This window comes from Agrobacterium sp. ICMP 6402 (assembly GCF_009498615.1).
GTDB classification, from domain to species: domain Bacteria; phylum Pseudomonadota; class Alphaproteobacteria; order Rhizobiales; family Rhizobiaceae; genus Agrobacterium; species Agrobacterium burrii.
In genome coordinates, this window is record NZ_QSNV01000001.1 from 601,979 (window position 1) to 618,395 (window position 16,417).

The 16,417-nt window shown below is 60.4% G+C and carries 18 protein-coding genes; 4 read left to right on the plus strand and 14 right to left on the minus strand.

Translation table 11 applies throughout. The annotated features are described in order from the left end of the window. Positions 1-228: 228 nt before the first annotated feature. On the plus strand, positions 229-1,989 hold the full coding sequence (locus tag DXT96_RS03055) for a penicillin-binding protein 2 (RefSeq protein WP_153514165.1): 1,761 nt from the start codon (positions 229-231) through the stop codon (positions 1,987-1,989). A 54-nt stretch (positions 1,990-2,043) separates the two neighbouring features. Here the strand turns inward: DXT96_RS03055 and rarD are convergent, their stop codons facing one another. From rarD to alr, 14 genes are all read right to left on the minus strand, one after another. Further along, a complete protein-coding gene (rarD, locus tag DXT96_RS03060) occupies positions 2,044-2,952 on the minus strand; it encodes an EamA family transporter RarD (RefSeq protein WP_153513483.1) in 909 nt (302 codons plus the stop codon). A 241-nt stretch (positions 2,953-3,193) separates the two neighbouring features. After that, positions 3,194-4,150 carry a prolyl aminopeptidase gene (pip, locus tag DXT96_RS03065; RefSeq protein WP_149897967.1) on the minus strand — a complete coding sequence of 319 codons (957 nt, stop codon included), beginning with the start codon at positions 4,148-4,150 and terminating at the stop codon, positions 3,194-3,196. Further along, positions 4,147-4,632, minus strand: a complete 486-nt coding sequence (locus tag DXT96_RS03070) for a GFA family protein (protein WP_153513484.1) — start codon at positions 4,630-4,632, stop codon at positions 4,147-4,149. Before DXT96_RS03070 ends, pip begins: the two co-directional genes overlap by 4 nt. Further along, entirely contained in the window at positions 4,632-5,093 is a 462-nt protein-coding gene (locus DXT96_RS03075; protein ID WP_153513485.1) for a GFA family protein, read from the minus strand. The genes DXT96_RS03070 and DXT96_RS03075 overlap by 1 nt, the downstream gene beginning before the upstream one ends. Then, on the minus strand, positions 5,090-5,566 hold the full coding sequence (locus tag DXT96_RS03080) for a GFA family protein (protein ID WP_153513486.1): 477 nt from the start codon (positions 5,564-5,566) through the stop codon (positions 5,090-5,092). The genes DXT96_RS03075 and DXT96_RS03080 overlap by 4 nt, the downstream gene beginning before the upstream one ends. Then, positions 5,563-5,871 (minus strand): endonuclease domain-containing protein, encoded by a 309-nt coding sequence (locus DXT96_RS03085; RefSeq protein ID WP_246670519.1) that lies wholly within the window; start codon positions 5,869-5,871, stop codon positions 5,563-5,565. The genes DXT96_RS03080 and DXT96_RS03085 overlap by 4 nt, the downstream gene beginning before the upstream one ends. Before the next feature lie 331 nt (positions 5,872-6,202). Then, positions 6,203-7,588, minus strand: coding sequence for a cysteine--tRNA ligase (cysS, locus tag DXT96_RS03090; RefSeq protein ID WP_153513488.1), 1,386 nt, complete (start codon positions 7,586-7,588; stop codon positions 6,203-6,205). A 216-nt stretch (positions 7,589-7,804) separates the two neighbouring features. Next, on the minus strand, positions 7,805-8,545 hold the full coding sequence (locus DXT96_RS03095) for an SDR family NAD(P)-dependent oxidoreductase (RefSeq protein WP_149897962.1): 741 nt from the start codon (positions 8,543-8,545) through the stop codon (positions 7,805-7,807). A 146-nt stretch (positions 8,546-8,691) separates the two neighbouring features. Beyond that, on the minus strand, positions 8,692-10,200 hold the full coding sequence (gene purF, locus DXT96_RS03100) for an amidophosphoribosyltransferase (RefSeq protein WP_149897961.1): 1,509 nt from the start codon (positions 10,198-10,200) through the stop codon (positions 8,692-8,694). Between the two features lie 138 nt (positions 10,201-10,338). Next, positions 10,339-10,926 (minus strand): CvpA family protein, encoded by a 588-nt coding sequence (locus DXT96_RS03105; RefSeq protein ID WP_153513489.1) that lies wholly within the window; start codon positions 10,924-10,926, stop codon positions 10,339-10,341. Between the two features lie 89 nt (positions 10,927-11,015). Further along, positions 11,016-12,422: a DNA repair protein RadA gene (gene radA / locus DXT96_RS03110; protein ID WP_153513490.1), complete on the minus strand. Its 1,407-nt coding sequence runs from the start codon at positions 12,420-12,422 to the stop codon at positions 11,016-11,018. 6 nt (positions 12,423-12,428) lie between these two features. Next, positions 12,429-12,737, minus strand: coding sequence for a type II toxin-antitoxin system RelE/ParE family toxin (locus DXT96_RS03115; RefSeq protein ID WP_153513491.1), 309 nt, complete (start codon positions 12,735-12,737; stop codon positions 12,429-12,431). Next, the gene (locus DXT96_RS03120) at positions 12,676-12,987 is read right to left on the minus strand and encodes a type II toxin-antitoxin system ParD family antitoxin (protein ID WP_153513492.1); all 312 of its coding nucleotides are present in this window, start codon (positions 12,985-12,987) and stop codon (positions 12,676-12,678) included. Before DXT96_RS03120 ends, DXT96_RS03115 begins: the two co-directional genes overlap by 62 nt. A gap of 65 nt (positions 12,988-13,052) precedes the next feature. Then, the gene (gene alr, locus DXT96_RS03125) at positions 13,053-14,228 is read right to left on the minus strand and encodes an alanine racemase (protein WP_153513493.1); all 1,176 of its coding nucleotides are present in this window, start codon (positions 14,226-14,228) and stop codon (positions 13,053-13,055) included. A gap of 86 nt (positions 14,229-14,314) precedes the next feature. Here alr and DXT96_RS03130 point away from each other — a divergent pair, with 86 nt between their 5' ends. The 3 genes from DXT96_RS03130 (at position 14,315) to DXT96_RS03140 (ending at position 16,268) form a co-directional block, all read left to right on the plus strand. After that, the gene (locus DXT96_RS03130; RefSeq protein WP_194287536.1) at positions 14,315-15,172 is read left to right on the plus strand and encodes an AraC family transcriptional regulator; all 858 of its coding nucleotides are present in this window, start codon (positions 14,315-14,317) and stop codon (positions 15,170-15,172) included. Between the two features lie 92 nt (positions 15,173-15,264). After that, positions 15,265-15,969: an AzlC family ABC transporter permease gene (locus tag DXT96_RS03135; protein WP_153513494.1), complete on the plus strand. Its 705-nt coding sequence runs from the start codon at positions 15,265-15,267 to the stop codon at positions 15,967-15,969. Next, the gene (locus DXT96_RS03140) at positions 15,966-16,268 is read left to right on the plus strand and encodes an AzlD family protein (RefSeq protein ID WP_153513495.1); all 303 of its coding nucleotides are present in this window, start codon (positions 15,966-15,968) and stop codon (positions 16,266-16,268) included. Before DXT96_RS03135 ends, DXT96_RS03140 begins: the two co-directional genes overlap by 4 nt. The last annotated feature ends 149 nt before the right edge of the window (positions 16,269-16,417 follow it).

A 16,417-nucleotide genomic window follows, 5' to 3' on the forward strand; every position in this document is an offset into this window, starting at 1 on the left:
GAGCGCGCAGCGGTTTCGGGATAACGGCACGCATCGCGCATCGAAAAATCGTTAATGAACCGCCGCGCGGTTCATTATAATTTTAAGTGTATATTAATACCGATTTAACAGCGGCATCGCTCAACCCGCTCTTTTCATGGCCCCGCGACTGATCCTGTGCCAGCGTCACCAGGACGTTGGCCGTCGCGGAATCTCATTTCGCCGCCATGAGATTGGGTGCATCAGGAAATGATTGCTTTTGTGGTGCGGCTTAAAAGCCGGACACATTTCATTATTCAGAGAAGCCCGTTGCGGGGCAGGGAAGGCGTGCTTGGCTCCGCCGCCCGCCGCCGGGTGGATACGCGCATGCGGCTCGGTATCCTGATCGCCGTTTTCGTCGCGATCTACGCCGTCGTCGCTGCGCGCCTCGTTCAATATGGGCTTGCGGAACCCGTGGCAACCGCCTGGATCAACACCGGCGCCACCGCTGTCGCGTCGCGGCCGGATATAGTCGACCGCAACGGCAAGCTGCTGGCGACCGATCTCAACATGGTGTCGCTTTATGCCGATCCGCGCCGGGTGGTCGATCCGGATGAGGTGGTGGAGAAGCTGGCGACCGTCATCCCCAATCTCGACTGGCGCGACACGCACCGCAGATTGCGCTCGGATACCGGCTTCCAATGGCTGCGACGCCAGCTCACGCCCCGTCAGCAGGCGGATATCCTCAATCTCGGCATACCCGGCATCGGCTTCCGGCCGGAAAAACGCCGGTTTTATCCGGGTGGCCCGACGGCCTCGCATATTATCGGCCACGTGAATGTCGATAATCAGGGCCTTGCCGGCATGGAGCGTTATCTCGACCAGCAGGGGCTCGCCGATCTGCGCGCCACCGGTCTTGCAAGCGGCGTGGCGCTGGAGCCGGTGAAACTGTCGATCGATCTGCGGGTGCAGAACATCGTCCGTGAGATCGTCATGAAGGCGAAAACCGACTATCAGGCGGAAGCGGCGGGTGCGGTGATCCTGGATGTGGAGACGGGCGAAGTGCTGGCCATGGCCTCGGTGCCGGACTACGACCCCAACGAACCGTCCCGTACCCTTGCCGATGGCAGCATCGACAGGGAGTATGAAAAAGGCTGGTTCAACCGCATGAGCAATGCCACCTTCGAGATGGGCTCGACCTTCAAGAGCTTCACGCTCGCCATGGGGCTGGATGCCGGCGCGATCACGCTGAATTCGGTGGTCGATGCGTCGCGGCCGATCCGCATGGGCGGCTTCACCATCAAGGATTTCTGGGGCAAGAACCGCCCGCTTTCAATCGCGGAAGTGTTTCAATACTCATCCAACATCGGCACGGCCGCGGTTGCCGACATGGTCGGTGTCGAAGGCCACCAGCAGTTCCTGACGAAACTGGGGCTGCTGTCGCGCATGGAGACCGAAATGCCGGGTGTGGCCATGCCAACCCAGCCGAGGACGTGGAAGAAGATCAATTCCGTCACCATTTCCTTCGGGCACGGTATCGCCACCACGCCGTTGCAGACGGCGGTTGCCGCCGCAGCGCTTATCAATGGCGGAAACCTGATTTCGCCGACTTTCCTGTCGCGTTCAAGGGAAGATGCGGCAACGGTTTCCCGTGCCGTCATCAAGGGAAAGACCAGCGCCGATATGCGTTATCTTTTCAACTGGAATGGTATCAAGGGTTCCGGCAGGCGTGCGCAGGTCGAAGGATTTCACGTCGGCGGCAAGACCGGCACCGCCGACAAGGTCATCAATGGCCGATATGCCAAGGATATCAATTTCAACAGCTTCATCGCCGCCTTTCCGATGCACAGGCCGAGATATGTCGTGCTGTCGATGATTGATGCTCCGAAAACCGGCGAGAATGGCGGGCGCACAGCTGCCTCCACCGCAGCGCCGATGATCCGCGAAATCGTCGCACAGACCGCAGCGCTCCTCGGTGTCAAACCGCGTTTCGGTTACGAAGCGGATCCGCAATTGCTGATGGATTATTGATGTCTGCCTTTCCTCGTTCCCGCGACGGGCACGGGAACGAGGGAGGGAGCCAGATTACCGCTTGAGCCGCATCAGGCTGGAGCCGGTATAGATCGCCAGCGCCACCCAGATCATCGCAAACGCCGCCATCCGCACCGTGTCGAAGGGTTCCTCGAAGATGAAGATGGCGATGAGGAAGATCATCGTCGGCGCAATATATTGCATGATGCCGATGGTCGATAGCCGCAGCAGTTTTGCGCCATTGCCGTAGAGAATGAGCGGAACGGCGGTGACTACGCCGCTTGCTGCCAGAAGCCAGGTGTCGGCGGAATTGCCGCCCATGAAATGCGCCTGTCCGCTGAAGCCCAACCAGGCCATGACCAGCACGGCCGGAATGGACAGCAGCATGACTTCCAGCAGGAAGCCCTGCGTCGCACCAATCGGCAATGTCTTGCGGAAAAAGGCGTAAAAACCCCAGGAAACAGTCAGCGCGATGGACACCCAGGGCAAGCTGCCGGCATGCCAGGTGAGGATTGCCACCGCCAGCGCGACGAGGCCGATGGCTGCGATCTGCGCCGGATAGAGTTTTTCCTTCAGGAGAACAGCGCCGAGGAAGATGCTGAACAGCGGATTGATGAAATAGCCAAGCGCGGCATCCAGCGCGCGGCCCGCGCCGATGGACCAGATATAGACGCCCCAGTTGATGCTGATGAGGGCGGCGGTGAGGCTCGCCATGGCCAGCATCTTCGGGTTTTTCAGTGCTGAGCGGATTTCCGTTGTCCGACCCAGCGCAATCAGCACTGCCGCTGCAATCGGCACCGACCAGATGACGCGATGCACGATGACTTCGATCGGAGAAATATGCGCAACCGCCTTCATGTAGATGGGAAGGAAGCCCCACAGCAGATATGCGGAGAGCGCGAAAGCAAAACCGCGCGCGCTGTCGCCGCCCTCTTGGGCCGGGAGCGATTTGTCGAGTGCCATGGGGAGTACCGCCAAAATTGTTCGGATGGCGTTTTATAGCGGATCGCCACAATGGCCGCCAATTCATTTCCGTGAAGGGTTCATGAGAAAAACTGCATGAATAACAGGCGCTTTGCTCTTGAAATAAGCTGCTACCGTAACCGTCCGGGCGCTCCACGCGGGAAATCCCCCGTGAAACCCCATGTGAATCCCCACATGAATCATTGTCTCATCCGGCTGTTTTAAGCAGCTGAAAAGACTCTTATTTCCCGGCAAAGCGATCGTTGGCGCGGATCAGCTGGTCAAGAATGCCCGGCTCACTCATCGCATGTCCAGCCGCCTCGACAATGTGGAAATCCGCCTTCGGCCATGCCTTGGCCAGCTGCCAGGCATATTTCAGCGGGCAGGGCATGTCGTAACGCCCGTGCACGATGACACCAGGAATATCCCCAAGCTTGCCGGCATCGCGCAGCAGTTGCCCTTCTTCCAGCCAGCCGGCATTCACGAAGAAGTGGTTCTCGATGCGCGCAAAAGCGATGGCGTATTTATCTTCGCCGAAATCCTCGACACGGTCAGGATCGGTGACGAGCGCGATGGTCGCGCCTTCCCACTGGCTCCATGCCTTGGCGCATTCAAGCTTCTTTGCCTCGTCAGCGCCGGTGAGATAGCGATTATAGGCCTGCATCATCTCGCCGCGCGCAGCCTCCGGGATGGGCGCTATGAATTTTTCCCACTGGTCCGGATACATTTCCGAGACGCCGAACTGGTAATACCAGTCCAGCTCCGGCCGGGTGACGGTATAGATACCGCGCAGAACCAGTTCGCTGACGCGGTTGGGATGGGTTTCGGCATAGGCGAGCGCCAGCGTCGAGCCCCAGGAGCCGCCGAAAACCAGCCATTTTTCAAAGCCGCAAAGCTCGCGCAGCCTTTCAATGTCGGCGACCAGATGCCAGGTGGTGTTGGCCTCCAGTTCCGCATGCGGCGTGGAACGGCCGCAGCCGCGCTGATCGAACAGGATGACGTCGTAAAGTGCCGGATCGAAAACCCGGCGATGCGTTGGGTTCACCCCGCCGCCGGGGCCGCCATGCAGGAAAACCGCCGGTTTCGCGCCACGCGTGCCCACCCGTTCCCAATAGATCACATGCCCATCACCGACATCGAGCATGCCGGTCTCGAAAGGTTCGATCTCGGGGTAAAAGCCGCGCAGTTCTTCGGTCATGGGTCACTATCCTCTGGTGGCCACTTGGCCGTGTCGTGGTCCGGATGCTGCCGGCTGTTCACCGGCGCAGGCGCATCATCCGTTGCAGGTTCCGGCTCGACCGGCAAGCCGTCAAGCCCGGAAAACCAGTGCATCTTGCTGGTGAGATTGGACTGCGCCTCCGGTTTTATCCGCTCTGGCTCATCCAGCGAACCAAGGGTAATATTGATGAAATCGGCGCCCGGCATGTCATAAAAAAGCGGCGTGCCGCAGCGACCGCAAAAACCGCGGCGCACATGGTTGGAAGACTGGAACCATGATGCTTCGCCGCGGGTCATCTCAAACTGCGTGAGGCTACTTGCCGCAAGCGGCATGAAATAATTGCCCGACGCCTTCTGGCACATGCGGCAATGGCATAGATGCGGATAGCGCAACCCGCCCTTGATCCGGTAACGCACTGCGCCGCACTGGCAGCCGCCGGAAAAGCCCGTCAGCTCGCCCATCAGCGACCTTCTTCCGGCGGCCAGACCTGCGTGTCGTGGTCAGGATGCTGATAGGAGTTGATCTCGGCCTCGTCCACGCCCTGTTCCGCGGCCGGTTTGGAAAACAGCTGCTCGATCCACGGCATGCGCTTGTGAAAGTTGACCTGCACCTGCGGCTCGATCCGCTCCGGGTGATCGAAAGCGCCGATGGCGATCTCTACGCCACCCGGATAATGATAGGTCAGCGGCGTGCCGCATTTGTTGCAGAAACCGCGATGGATCTTGGTTGAGGAGTGGAAGAGGGCAGGCTGGCCGCGTGTCCAGACCAGATGCGCCTGATCGGCGCTGACCAGCGCGCCGAAGAAATTGCCGAAATGTTTCTGGCACATGCGGCAATGGCAGATGGAGGCCCGGCCAAGCTTGCCGGCGTGAAAACGCACGGCACCGCACTGGCAGCCGCCGGAAAATCCCAATTCACTCATTTTCTGCTCTCCGGCGGCCAGCTTTCAGTGTCGTGGTCGGGATGCTGATAGGAGATCAGGTTGGTGAGATAGTCCACCGAGGTCAGGTCGTCTTCCGTGGGAACAGCGGGCAGCGTGTGGATGCTGTCGACGAAATCGATCTTGCGCTCGACGCCCCACTGAATGGTCGGCGGCAGGGCGGCTGGATCGTCGAAAGAACCGGCGGCAACCGCCACGCCATCCGGCGCCTCATAGGTCAGCGGCGTGCCGCATTCCGGGCAGAAGCCGCGCTTGACGACACTGGAAGACTGGAAGCGCTTCGGCTCACCGCGCGTCCATTCGAATTCGACCTCACGCACGGAGACCAGCGGCGCATAATAAGCCCCGAAAGCCTTCTGGCACATGCGGCAATGGCAGACGGAGCTGTCTTTCAGATCGCCGGTCGCGCGAAAGCGGATCGCGCCGCACTGGCATCCGCCGGTATGGGTGGTCATGGTTGGTTCTCCTTCACCGTTCGGATAATGTGGAGACAGACGTTGTCGATGTCTTTGAGGATATCATCGTTCCAGAAGCGGAGGACGGTCCAGCCAAGTTCCTCAAACGTCTGTGTTCTCTGCTGATCATAGTTTGCCGCAGCATCTTCCGCGTGCTGAAACCCATCTAACTCGAAGATGATCTTATGCGAAGGACAGGCGAAATCAACGATATATGCGGCGACCGGCAGCTGGCGTCTGAAAGCCAGACCTTCGAGGCGATGAGCACGGACCGCGTTCCAGAGTTTCAGTTCTGGGTCAGTCATAGCCTTTCGCATCTGCCGAGCATATTCCCGATGTCGGGGCTTGATCTTGGCGTGGGGCATGAGTGCGCTCGCAGCTTGAAGGGGTTCTGCGAGATTGGAATATGGTATGGGCGAAAGCAAGGGCCTGTCGTGTGGCATCACCCCCCTCTGCCCTGCCGGGCATCTCCCCCTCAAGGGGGGAGATCTGCAAGATGCGCTACCTCAACTTCATTCTCTCACCGTGAGATGGGCGAGACCTCGCCGCAGATCGATCTCCCCCCTTGAGGGGGAGATGCCCGGCAGGGCAGAGGGGGGTAAGCCACGAGCCGCAGCCTCAGCCGCCCACGCTCCCCTACCGCTTCAACTCCCAAGTCGTCGTCCGCTCGCCCGTCTCCTTGTCCTTGCCATCCTTCAACTGAATGCCCTTCTCCGAAAGCTCGTCGCGCAACCGGTCAGCCTCCGCAAAGTTCTTCGCCTTCAGCATCTCGAGCCGCAATTCCACCAGCGCATCGACAGCCGAAACGATAGCCTCATCCACTTCCGCCGTCTTGGGCAAAACACCAAGCAAAGCGGCGCTGGCCGCGAAGGCCGGCAGCTTGGAAGCGTCCACATTGGCGGCGTGCGCCAGCGCGTGCAGCGCCTGCACGGCGGCAACCGTGTTCAGATCGTCGGCAAGCGCCTCGAGTACCGTTTCATCCGGTGCCGCGTCAGAGGCATCAGCCGTCGGCCACTTGGCCAGCAGACGTTCAGCCTCTTCCAGACGCTTCACCGAAAAGTCGATCGGCTCACGGTAGTGCGTCATCAGCATCGCAAGACGAAGCACGTCGCCCGGCCATTGGCGACCGCCGAACTTTTCCGTGTGCAGCAATTCATAGATGGTCACGAAGTTGCCTTCGGACTTCGACATCTTGCGGCCTTCCACCTGCACGAAGCCGTTATGCATCCACACATTGGCCATGACATGCGTGCCATGGGCGCAGCGCGATTGCGCGATTTCGTTCTCGTGATGTGGGAAGATGAGATCGAGCCCGCCGCCGTGAATGTCGAACACCTCGCCGAGGTATCGCCCGGCCATGGCCGAGCATTCGATGTGCCAGCCGGGACGGCCACGGCCCCAGGGGCTTTCCCAGCCCGGTTCGTTATGCGAGGACAGTTTCCACAGCACGAAATCGCCGGGGGTTTTCTTGTGGGCTTCCACCGCCACGCGTGCGCCCGCCTGCTGCTCGTCCAGAGGCCGCTTCGAAAGCTGGCCGTAGTCGGCCATCGAGCGGGTATCGAACAGCACCTCGCCGCCCGCCGTATAGGCATGGCCGCGGGCGATCAGTCTTTCGATGAGGTCGATCATCTCGGCGATATAATCGGTGGCGCGCGGTTCGACGGTCGGCGGAAGGCAGCCGAGCATGGCCACATCTTCATGGAACTGATCGGCGGTCTTTTTCGTCACCGCATGGATCGCGTCGTTCAGCGGCAGATGCGGATAGTCGCGCAGCGCCCGCGCATTGATCTTGTCATCGAGATCGGTGATGTTGCGGGCATAGGTCACATGGGTCTCGCCATAGACGTGACGCAGCAGCCTGTAGAGAACATCGAACACGATGACCGGGCGCGCATTGCCGATATGGGCAAAATCATAGACCGTCGGGCCGCAGACATACATGCGCACATTATCGGCGTCGATTGGCGCAAATTCCGCCTTTTCGCGTGTCAGGGTGTTGTGGAGTTTGAGGCGCAAGGACATGCGGGTGTTCCCTAAAGGCAGTCAATTGTCCTGACCGGACCGTTTGTCTGTTGGACCTTGCGGGGAGACGAAAACGATCTGGCCGGCGGCGAACCAGCAAAATTTATTCAGCAGCAGGTGCAGATCGTTGTTTTCATGTCTTGCCTTATGGCGCGGCGGTGCCGTCCGGTCAAGAGCATCCGTGGTGACCGCATCGGCTCCCAGAGCATGAAATAGTCACTCCGGCAGGCGGTAGTCCACGAATTTCCTGTCCCGCACGACAAAGAGCTTGCCGGTTTCGGCAAGCTCAGGCGAGGCAAGCGGAAGAATGGCGGCGGCGACCTCGGAAGGATGCGGCACATCTGCGGGGTCTTCGCCGGGCATGGCCTGGGCGCGCATGGCGGTGCGTGTAGCGCCGGGATTGACGCTGTTGATGCGCAGCGCGCTTTTTTCGGTCTCTGCGGCCCAGGTACGGGCGAGTGCTTCCACCGCAGCCTTGGAGGTGGAATAGACACCCCAGAAGGGGCGACAGCTATGGGCGGCCCCCGAAGACAGGATCAGAGCGCGGCCGGCGTCCGATCGCAGCAGCAGCGGCTCAACCGAGCGGATCAGCCGCCATGTGGCGGTGACATTGATGGTCATCACCCGCTCGAAGACCTTGGCCTCGATGTGGCCAACCGGCGAGATGACACCGAGAACGCCGGCATTGGCGACAAGAATATCGAGCTTGCCCCAGCGTTCGAAGATATTAGCGCCCAGCGCATCGATGGCGTTCATGTCGGAGAGATCGAAGGGAACCAGCGTCGCCGTGCCGCCAACGGCCTTGATGGCGTCGTCCAGTTCCTCAAGGCCGCCAACCGTGCGGGCGCAGGCGATGACATGCGCGCCGGCCTTGGCCAGTTCCAGCGCCGTGAAATAACCGATACCGCGCGAAGCGCCGGTGACGAGCGCGATCCGGCCCTTGAGATTGATGGTCATGTTGCCCCTCCGAAATGATTGCGCCTCCTTTTACGAAGCCACAGCGGCCGGCTGCAAGCGATTAAATCGTCGCACGGGACGGCCTGAACAAAAGGCAAGAAAAAAGCGGCCCCCGGAAGCCGGCGGCCGCTTGTTCATTCGGGCTATCAGCCGTTGCTGGCCAGCATGGAAATCTTGCTGCCCATCGCCTCGCCATTCTGGTCGAGAAGGCGGGTCGGATAGTCGCCGGTGAAATAATGGTCCGTGAACTGCGGCCGCGCATGGTTGCGGTTTTCGCCGCCAACGGCGCGGTAAAGCCCGTCAATCGACAGGAAGGCCAGCGAATCGGCGCCGATGAATTTCGCCATCGCCTCGACATCGGCATATTGGTTGGCGAGCAGCTTGTCCGCATCAGGCGTGTCGATACCGTAGAAATCCGGATGAAAGATCATCGGGCTGGCGACACGGATATGCACTTCCTTGGCGCCCGCCTCGCGGATCATTTGCACGATCTTGACCGAGGTCGTGCCGCGCACGATGGAATCATCCACCAGCACAACGCGCTTGCCTTCGATCATCGCCCGGTTGGCGGAATGCTTGAGCTTGACGCCGAAAGCGCGAATCTGCTGCGTCGGCTCGATGAAGGTGCGGCCGACATAATGGTTGCGGATAATGCCGTATTCGAAGGGAATGCCGCTTGCCTGCGCAAAACCGAGCGCTGCCGGCGTGCCGCCATCGGGAACCGGGACAACGACATCGGCTTCCAGCGGTGCTTCTTTGGCAAGGTTCATGCCCATATTCTTGCGCGTCGTATAGACGTTGCGGCCGCCGACGACGGAATCGGGACGGGCAAAATAGACATATTCGAACAGGCAGAGACGCTCCGGCTGCGGCTTCGAGGGCTTGCGCGCATCGATGGTGATCGAACCATCAGGCTGGATTTCGCAGATGATGACTTCGCCGTTTTCAACGTCGCGCACGAACTTTGCGCCGATAATATCGAGAGCGCAGGTTTCCGAACAGAAGATCGGCTTGCCATCAAGTTCGCCCATGACCAGCGGACGGATACCGATCGGGTCGCGCGCGGCGATCAGCTTGGTACGCGTCATCGCCAGCATCGAATAACCGCCTTCCATCTGCCTGATAGCGTCGATGAAACGGTCGGCGGTAGAGGAGTGGCGCGAGCGGGCGATGAGGTGGAGAACGACTTCGGTATCCGATGTCGACTGGCAGATGGCGCCGGTGGCGATGATCTGGCGGCGCAGCGTCAGGCCGTTGGTGAAATTGCCGTTATGGGCAATTGAAATGCCGCCTTCTTCCAGCTCGGCAAACAACGGCTGCACGTTGCGCATCGCCACTTCGCCTGTCGTGGAGTAACGCGTGTGGCCAATGGCGATGGAGCCGGGCAGGCGGGCAAGCGTGACGGGATTGGTATAATGATCGCCGACGAGGCCCATATGGCGTTCCTGGTGGAAGCGCTTGCCATCGAAGGAGACGATACCGGCCGCTTCCTGGCCGCGATGCTGAAGCGCATGCAGGCCGAGAGCGGTGAGCGCCGAGGCATCGGCATGGCCGAGAATGCCGAAAACGCCGCATTCTTCATGCAGCGTATCGCCGTCGATCTCTTCCTTGAAAGTGGCCCCAGGGAACGGGGAATGCGAAAGCGGCTCAATCATCCGGCTTGCCCTTGCTCTCTAACGAGAAAAAAGAAAGACCCCTCCGGTGAGCATGTCTCCCGGTCGGTCTGTCTGTGTCATGCTTGATATTTAGCACAAATAGCGCGCCTTGCATGCATTGCAAGGCGCACCCTCGTGTCAATTATTCGTTGCCGGCGGATTTGTTGCCGGCACATCTTCCGCAGGCGCCTGCGCGGCCGTCGGTTCCTGCGGTTTTCCAAGGATACGGGCGCGGATCTGCGGCTCGATATCGTCAGGCAGAACCGCCTCCAGCTTGCCCACCAGCACGTCGAGGAAGGGCTTGGACTTGGCCTGCGTCACCCACTCCGGCTGCGTCTTCACATCCACCAGCCAGTTCCAGAAGGCGACCGCGACGACAAGCAGCAGAATGCCGCGTGCTGCACCGAACAGGAAACCGAGCGTGCGATCCAGCGCGCCGATGCGGCTGTCGATGATGAAATCGGCAATGCGCGAGGTGATGAAGGAAATCACGATCAGCGAGACGAGGAAGACGACGCCAGCCGAACCGGCAATGGCGATCTTGTCATCATCGGTATAGTTGCGCGCATAGGGCAGCAGGACCGGATAGAGATAATAGGCGGCGGCGACCGAACCGGCCCAGCTTGCGATCGACAGAATCTCGCGGGAAAAACCGCGTACCATCGCGAGAACGGCGGAGAAAAGAACAACGGCGATGACGATGCCGTCGAAAATTGTAATGGGCATATACCAACTCCGGAGGTGCGACGCCTTGTCAGACGCTGCCTTGCCAATTTTGCGATCCTCTTACACCACTGTTTCCCTTGGCGAAAGGATCAATATTCGTCGTCCTCAACCTGTTTGAACCGGTTGCCGGAGCCGGCGATGCGCGCCACGAGGTCCGGAAGGCTTTCAATTTCCGTCCAGCGACCCTTGCCCGCTTTCGGCAATTCAGCCGAACCAGACGGCAGAAGTGCGGCGGAAAAACCAAGTTTCTCAGCTTCTTTCAACCGCTGCACAGTGTGCGCCACCGGCCGCACCGCACCCGACAGGCTGATTTCGCCGAAATAGACGCAATCGGCCGGCAGGGCAAGACCGGCAAGCGAGGAAACCAGTGCAGAGGCAATCGCCATATCCGCCGCCGGTTCGGAAATACGGTATCCGCCCGCCACATTCAGGTAAACGTCGTGTTGACCGAGCTTCACGCCGCAATGGGCTTCCAGCACGGCAAGGATCATGGCAAGCCGCGAACTGTCCCAGCCGACGACGGCACGGCGCGGCGTGCCAAGCGAGGTGGCCGCCACCAGCGCCTGCACTTCGACGAGCACCGGACGGGTGCCTTCGATACCGGCAAAAACCGCAGCGCCGGGGGATTTTTCATTGCGCTCGCCCAGAAACAGTTCGGAGGGGTTGGAGACTTCCCGCAGACCGCCATCCGACATTTCGAACACGCCGATCTCGTCCGTCGGCCCGAAGCGATTCTTGACGGTGCGCAGGATGCGGTAATGGTGGCCACGATCGCCTTCGAAATAAAGCACGGCATCGACCATGTGCTCCACCACGCGCGGCCCGGCGATCTGGCCTTCCTTGGTCACATGGCCGACAAGCACCATGGTCGCGCCCGTCTGCTTGGCGAACCGGATCATCGCCTGCACGCCGGTGCGCACCTGCGTCACCGTGCCGGGGGCGGAATCGGCCGTGTCGCTCCACAGTGTCTGGATGGAATCGATGATGATGAGATCGGGCCGCTTGCCTTCCGCAACCGTCGCCAGAATATCTTCGACATTGGTTTCCGCTGCCAGCAGCACATCGGTATCTGCAGAACCAAGTCGCTGGGCTCGCAGGCGCACCTGCGCCACGGCTTCTTCGCCCGAAACATAGATGACACGGTGTCCGCGCCGCGAAAGGGCGGCCGCCGCCTGCATCAGCAGGGTCGATTTGCCGATGCCCGGATCGCCGCCGATCAGAACCGCCGAACCGCGCACGAAACCGCCGCCGGTCGCCCGGTCCAGTTCGCTGATGCCGGTCGGAATACGCGGTGCTTCCTCGATCTCGCCGGACAGCGATGTCAGCGTGACGGGTCTGCCCTTCTTCGGCACCTTGCCCGGGCCGGAGCCGATGCCGCCCATCGGGTCTTCTTCGACGATGGTATTCCACTCGCCGCAGCCTTCGCATTTCCCCGCCCAGCGGTTATGCACCGTGCCACAGTTCTGGCACACGAATTGAGTCTTGGCTTTGGCCATGTGTTTTCAGTTTTCTTCTTGTTTGAAATCTTTGGCGGAGATGTCCTGATGGCCGTGCAGCACGCGCAGAACATACATCTTCTTGTCATCGACAACGAAATAGATGCATCGATCACGATAGGGGAAAGCCCGCAAATTCGGCGCAAAGCTCCGAGGTACGCCTGTTATCCCGTATCGTGCCAGCGAGATCATTTTAACGTTGATATCGTCCAGAAAGCGCCTTGCAGCAACGGGATTGAATTGCGCGATATAATTATGATCGGCGAGAAGATCGTCCAGCGCCCGTGCGGTGATCACCAGACGCCTTCGCTTCATTCTGTTCCCCCGCGAGCTTTATAATATGTGCGGTTAAATCATCCGCCGTGGAAAATTCCATCACCCGGCCGGCTTCCACATCGTCTAGCCCTTCCTGGATCAGTCGCTGAAGCTCTACGAGCTTGCCTTCCTTACTGCCAAGCAGACGCAAACCGGCGGATATCACCGCATCTGCATCCTCAAAGATGCCCGCCGCCACCTGCTCCTCAATGAACTTCTCGTCCTGCTCGCTCAAATGGATTTCGGGCATTTCGATCTCCTTTTGTTCTCTTGTAGCACAGGTCGCTTCCGCTTTCCAAGAGCTAAGGTCTCAGCTTACTCGTCAGCCATCAGATATTGCCGCTCGTAGCGCAGGCCAAGCCCTGTCAGCATTTCATAGCCGATGGTGCCGGCCGCCCGCGCGGTCTCATCGACCGGCACATTCGGGCCGAAAAGCTCGATGTAATCGCCGCTGCGAATGGCATTTGCGGGCACATCCGTGACGTCGAAAATGGTCAGGTCCATGGTCACGCGGCCGGCCACCGGCACCTTATAACCATTGACCACGCCATATGCGCCGCCATGGCCCATTTCGCGCAGCGGAATGCCTGAACCGGAAAGCGAACGCTGATATCCATCCGCGTAGCCCACGGAGGCGATGGCAAGCCGGCTTGCGCGCTTGAGCAGGAAGCTGCCGCCATAGCTCACCGTCTGGCCTTCGCCTGCTTCGCGTATCTGGATGATCCGCGCTTCGGCCCTGGCGACGGGCCGCATCGGGTTGGCCATGTCATTGACCGCCTCGCCGCCATAAAGGGCGATGCCGGGGCGGGTGAGGTCGAAATGATAGTCGGGACCGAGAAAGATACCGGCCGAGGCCGAAAGGCTTGATTCGATACCTTCGAAAGCGGCGCTAACCCTGCGGAATGATTCGAGCTGGACCCTGTTCATCGGCGAAGAAGGCGTATCGCCGCAGGCGAGATGCGACAGCACCAGAACCGGATCGAAACTCGCCGGCCGCGTCACGTCGTCGGCCAGAAACAGCGCGTCGTCGAGCGGCAGCCCAAGCCGGTTGAATCCGGTATCCACATGCAGCGCGCAGGGGTGGTCGCCACGCTCGGCCACCGTCGCCATCCAGAAGGACAGCTGCTCCTCGGAGGCCAGCACCGGCACCAGATCATTGTCGAAGACCTGCCGTTCCTGCCCCTGCCAGATGCCTGATAGCACGAAGATGCGCGCTTCCGGGGCATAGGAACGCAGGGTAGCGCCCTCGGCCACCGTCGCCACGAAGAAATCCCGCGCGCCGGCATGGTAGAGGGTGGCACCGCAATCCTCGATGCCGAGACCATAGGCATCGGCCTTGACGACAGCCGCCGTCCGCGCGCTTCCCGAACGCTTTTTCATATTCCGCCAATTGTCGGCGAGCGCGCCGAGATCGATGGTGAGCCTTAGTGGCGCGTGTTCGAAAGCGTCGGTTTCATTTTCAGCAAATGTGTCTTCGAAGTCGTCTGTCATGCCATGCGCCCGGTTGATTTTGGAACCGGCCAGACCCTAGCACTTTTGTTCAAGACGGTAAGGATCGAATGCTTTAAACTCGGCTCATGCACAATGTTTCGCAGGAACAGGCCATAGATGTCATGCCGATTGCCGCGACGGAAACGACGCGTTTCTGGCGCGACCGGCGTTTCGGCGGCATGGAATGTCTGAGTGCGACTTTTCTTACCCACGAATATTCGCCGCACGCGCATGATACATTCTCGATCGGCGCGATCGAAAGCGGCTCGCAGATTTCCACCATTCAGGGCACCACCGAACAGACAGGGCCGGGGCATCTTTATCTCATCAATCCGGATGAGGTTCACGACGGCGCGCCGGGCGGCGGCGGTTATCGTTACCGGATGATCTATCCCGACAGCTTGCTGCTGCGTGATGTCATCGAGGATGTCACGGGCAGGGTCTTTCACGGCACACCGTCTTTTCCAAGGTTTCTGCCGCGCGATCCGCAGATGGCCGCAGCCTTCCAGATGGCGCACCGGCGGCTGGAAACGAAATCCGGCGCTCTGGAAGCGGATGAGGGCATGTTCTCGGTTCTCGCCGCCCTGTTCGGCAGGCACGGCAGCGCCACCCTCCTGCGCATCGAAACCCGCGAGAAAACGGCTGTTCATGCCGCCCGGGATTATCTGTCCGACAATTACGAGACGGATATCGGCCTGGAGGAGCTGGCCTCGATTGCCGGTCTCAGCCGCGCGCATCTGATCCGGGCGTTTAGGAGAGAATTTCATATCACGCCGCACGCCTATCTCACGGATGTGCGCATTCGGCAGGCGCGCCGGCTGCTGCGGGCCGGTGAGATGCCGGCTGATGTTGCGGCGCTTTGCGGTTTTGCCGATCAGGCGCATTTCACGCGGCATTTCAAGGCGCGCACCGGCGTCACGCCGGGGCAATTCCGGCTGGCGTGATCCGCCACCTGCGTTTGCGCCGCGATGTCACTTTTATTCAAGACCATTAGATTTTCCGGGCGTATCGCACTCTTTTTGAAAAGGAGAATGCGATGTCCATATCGGAAAAGCGCACGGAATTCGGGGCGGGGCTGAGAGCTGCTGCCCCCTTGCTGGTCGCCATGGTGCCGATTGGCGTGGTGTTCGGAGCGGTCGCCATCGGCAAGGGCCTGTCGCCGCTGGAAGCCTCGCTGATGTCGCTGCTGGTCTTTGCGGGCGGCTCGCAATTTGTCGCCATGGATTTGTGGACACATCCGGCGAGCTGGAGCGCACTCGCTTTTGCCGCGTTGCTGGTCAATCTGCGCCATGTGCTGATGAGCGCCTCCATCGCCGGCAAGCTGGATGATTTTACCGGCTGGCGAAAATATGCGGCCATGCTGATGCTGACGGATGAATCCTGGGCGCTGTCGGAATTTCGGGCGATGACTGCAAGTTTGACCGCAGCCTTTTTTATCGGCGCGGCGCTGCCGATCTATCTGCTCTGGAATCTAAGCACACTTGCAGGCGCGCTGCTTGGCGCGGTCATGGGCGACATGTCGGTCCTCGGTCTGGATTTCGCTTTCCCGGCCGTCTTCATCGTGCTGCTCATGGGGTTCTGGAAGGGCAGGGAGACAGGCTTCGTGCTGCTGGCAAGCGCATCCGCCGCCTGTCTCACCCATGCGCTGGTTCCGGGCGCCTGGTATATTGCAGCCGGCGCCCTGGCGGGGCTTGCCGTCGCTGCCTTCGGTCACGAAGAACAGGCGGAGCAGCCGGCATGACGCTTGATGTCAATACCCTGCTGACGATCCTTGCCATGATGGCGGCAACAGTCGCCACACGGCTTGGCGGCCTGCTGCTGGTCAGCCATTTCACCCTGACGCCCCGCCTGAAGAAGGCGCTCGGTGTGGTGCCGCCCGCCGTTCTGATGGCCGTTGTCACGCCCACCGCACTTGCCAGCGGCCCGGCTGAAACCATCGCCTGCGCGGTGACTGCGATTGCGGCGCTGCGTCTCAGCCTGTTGCCAGCCGCCACGCTCGGCGTCGTCATGGTGGCGTTGCTGCGCGGAATCGGATTGTAAGAAAACCCCGCCAAGGCCCTGAAAAGACTCCCTCGCTCATATCGAACGCAGGGTAGGCGGTGAGGGCGAAAACCGTTTCGCCCTCATGATCCGGTTCGAGCATTTCCGTCAAAAGTGCGAAGCGGTTTTACGTCCGCAAAATGCGTAAA

Coding starts and splice junctions, on each gene's coding strand:
- DXT96_RS03055 (WP_153514165.1), top strand. CDS start 229: ATGATTGCTTTTGTGGTGCGGCTTAAAAGCCGGACACATTTCATTATT.
- rarD (WP_153513483.1), bottom strand. CDS start 2,952: ATGGCACTCGACAAATCGCTCCCGGCCCAAGAGGGCGGCGACAGCGCG.
- pip (WP_149897967.1), bottom strand. CDS start 4,150: ATGACCGAAGAACTGCGCGGCTTTTACCCCGAGATCGAACCTTTCGAG.
- DXT96_RS03070 (WP_153513484.1), bottom strand. CDS start 4,632: ATGGGCGAGCTGACGGGCTTTTCCGGCGGCTGCCAGTGCGGCGCAGTG.
- DXT96_RS03075 (WP_153513485.1), bottom strand. CDS start 5,093: ATGAGTGAATTGGGATTTTCCGGCGGCTGCCAGTGCGGTGCCGTGCGT.
- DXT96_RS03080 (WP_153513486.1), bottom strand. CDS start 5,566: ATGACCACCCATACCGGCGGATGCCAGTGCGGCGCGATCCGCTTTCGC.
- DXT96_RS03085 (WP_246670519.1), bottom strand. CDS start 5,871: ATGACTGACCCAGAACTGAAACTCTGGAACGCGGTCCGTGCTCATCGC.
- cysS (WP_153513488.1), bottom strand. CDS start 7,588: ATGTCCTTGCGCCTCAAACTCCACAACACCCTGACACGCGAAAAGGCG.
- DXT96_RS03095 (WP_149897962.1), bottom strand. CDS start 8,545: ATGACCATCAATCTCAAGGGCCGGATCGCGCTCGTCACCGGCGCTTCG.
- purF (WP_149897961.1), bottom strand. CDS start 10,200: ATGATTGAGCCGCTTTCGCATTCCCCGTTCCCTGGGGCCACTTTCAAG.
- DXT96_RS03105 (WP_153513489.1), bottom strand. CDS start 10,926: ATGCCCATTACAATTTTCGACGGCATCGTCATCGCCGTTGTTCTTTTC.
- radA (WP_153513490.1), bottom strand. CDS start 12,422: ATGGCCAAAGCCAAGACTCAATTCGTGTGCCAGAACTGTGGCACGGTG.
- DXT96_RS03115 (WP_153513491.1), bottom strand. CDS start 12,737: ATGAAGCGAAGGCGTCTGGTGATCACCGCACGGGCGCTGGACGATCTT.
- DXT96_RS03120 (WP_153513492.1), bottom strand. CDS start 12,987: ATGCCCGAAATCCATTTGAGCGAGCAGGACGAGAAGTTCATTGAGGAG.
- alr (WP_153513493.1), bottom strand. CDS start 14,228: ATGACAGACGACTTCGAAGACACATTTGCTGAAAATGAAACCGACGCT.
- DXT96_RS03130 (WP_194287536.1), top strand. CDS start 14,315: ATGCACAATGTTTCGCAGGAACAGGCCATAGATGTCATGCCGATTGCC.
- DXT96_RS03135 (WP_153513494.1), top strand. CDS start 15,265: ATGTCCATATCGGAAAAGCGCACGGAATTCGGGGCGGGGCTGAGAGCT.
- DXT96_RS03140 (WP_153513495.1), top strand. CDS start 15,966: ATGACGCTTGATGTCAATACCCTGCTGACGATCCTTGCCATGATGGCG.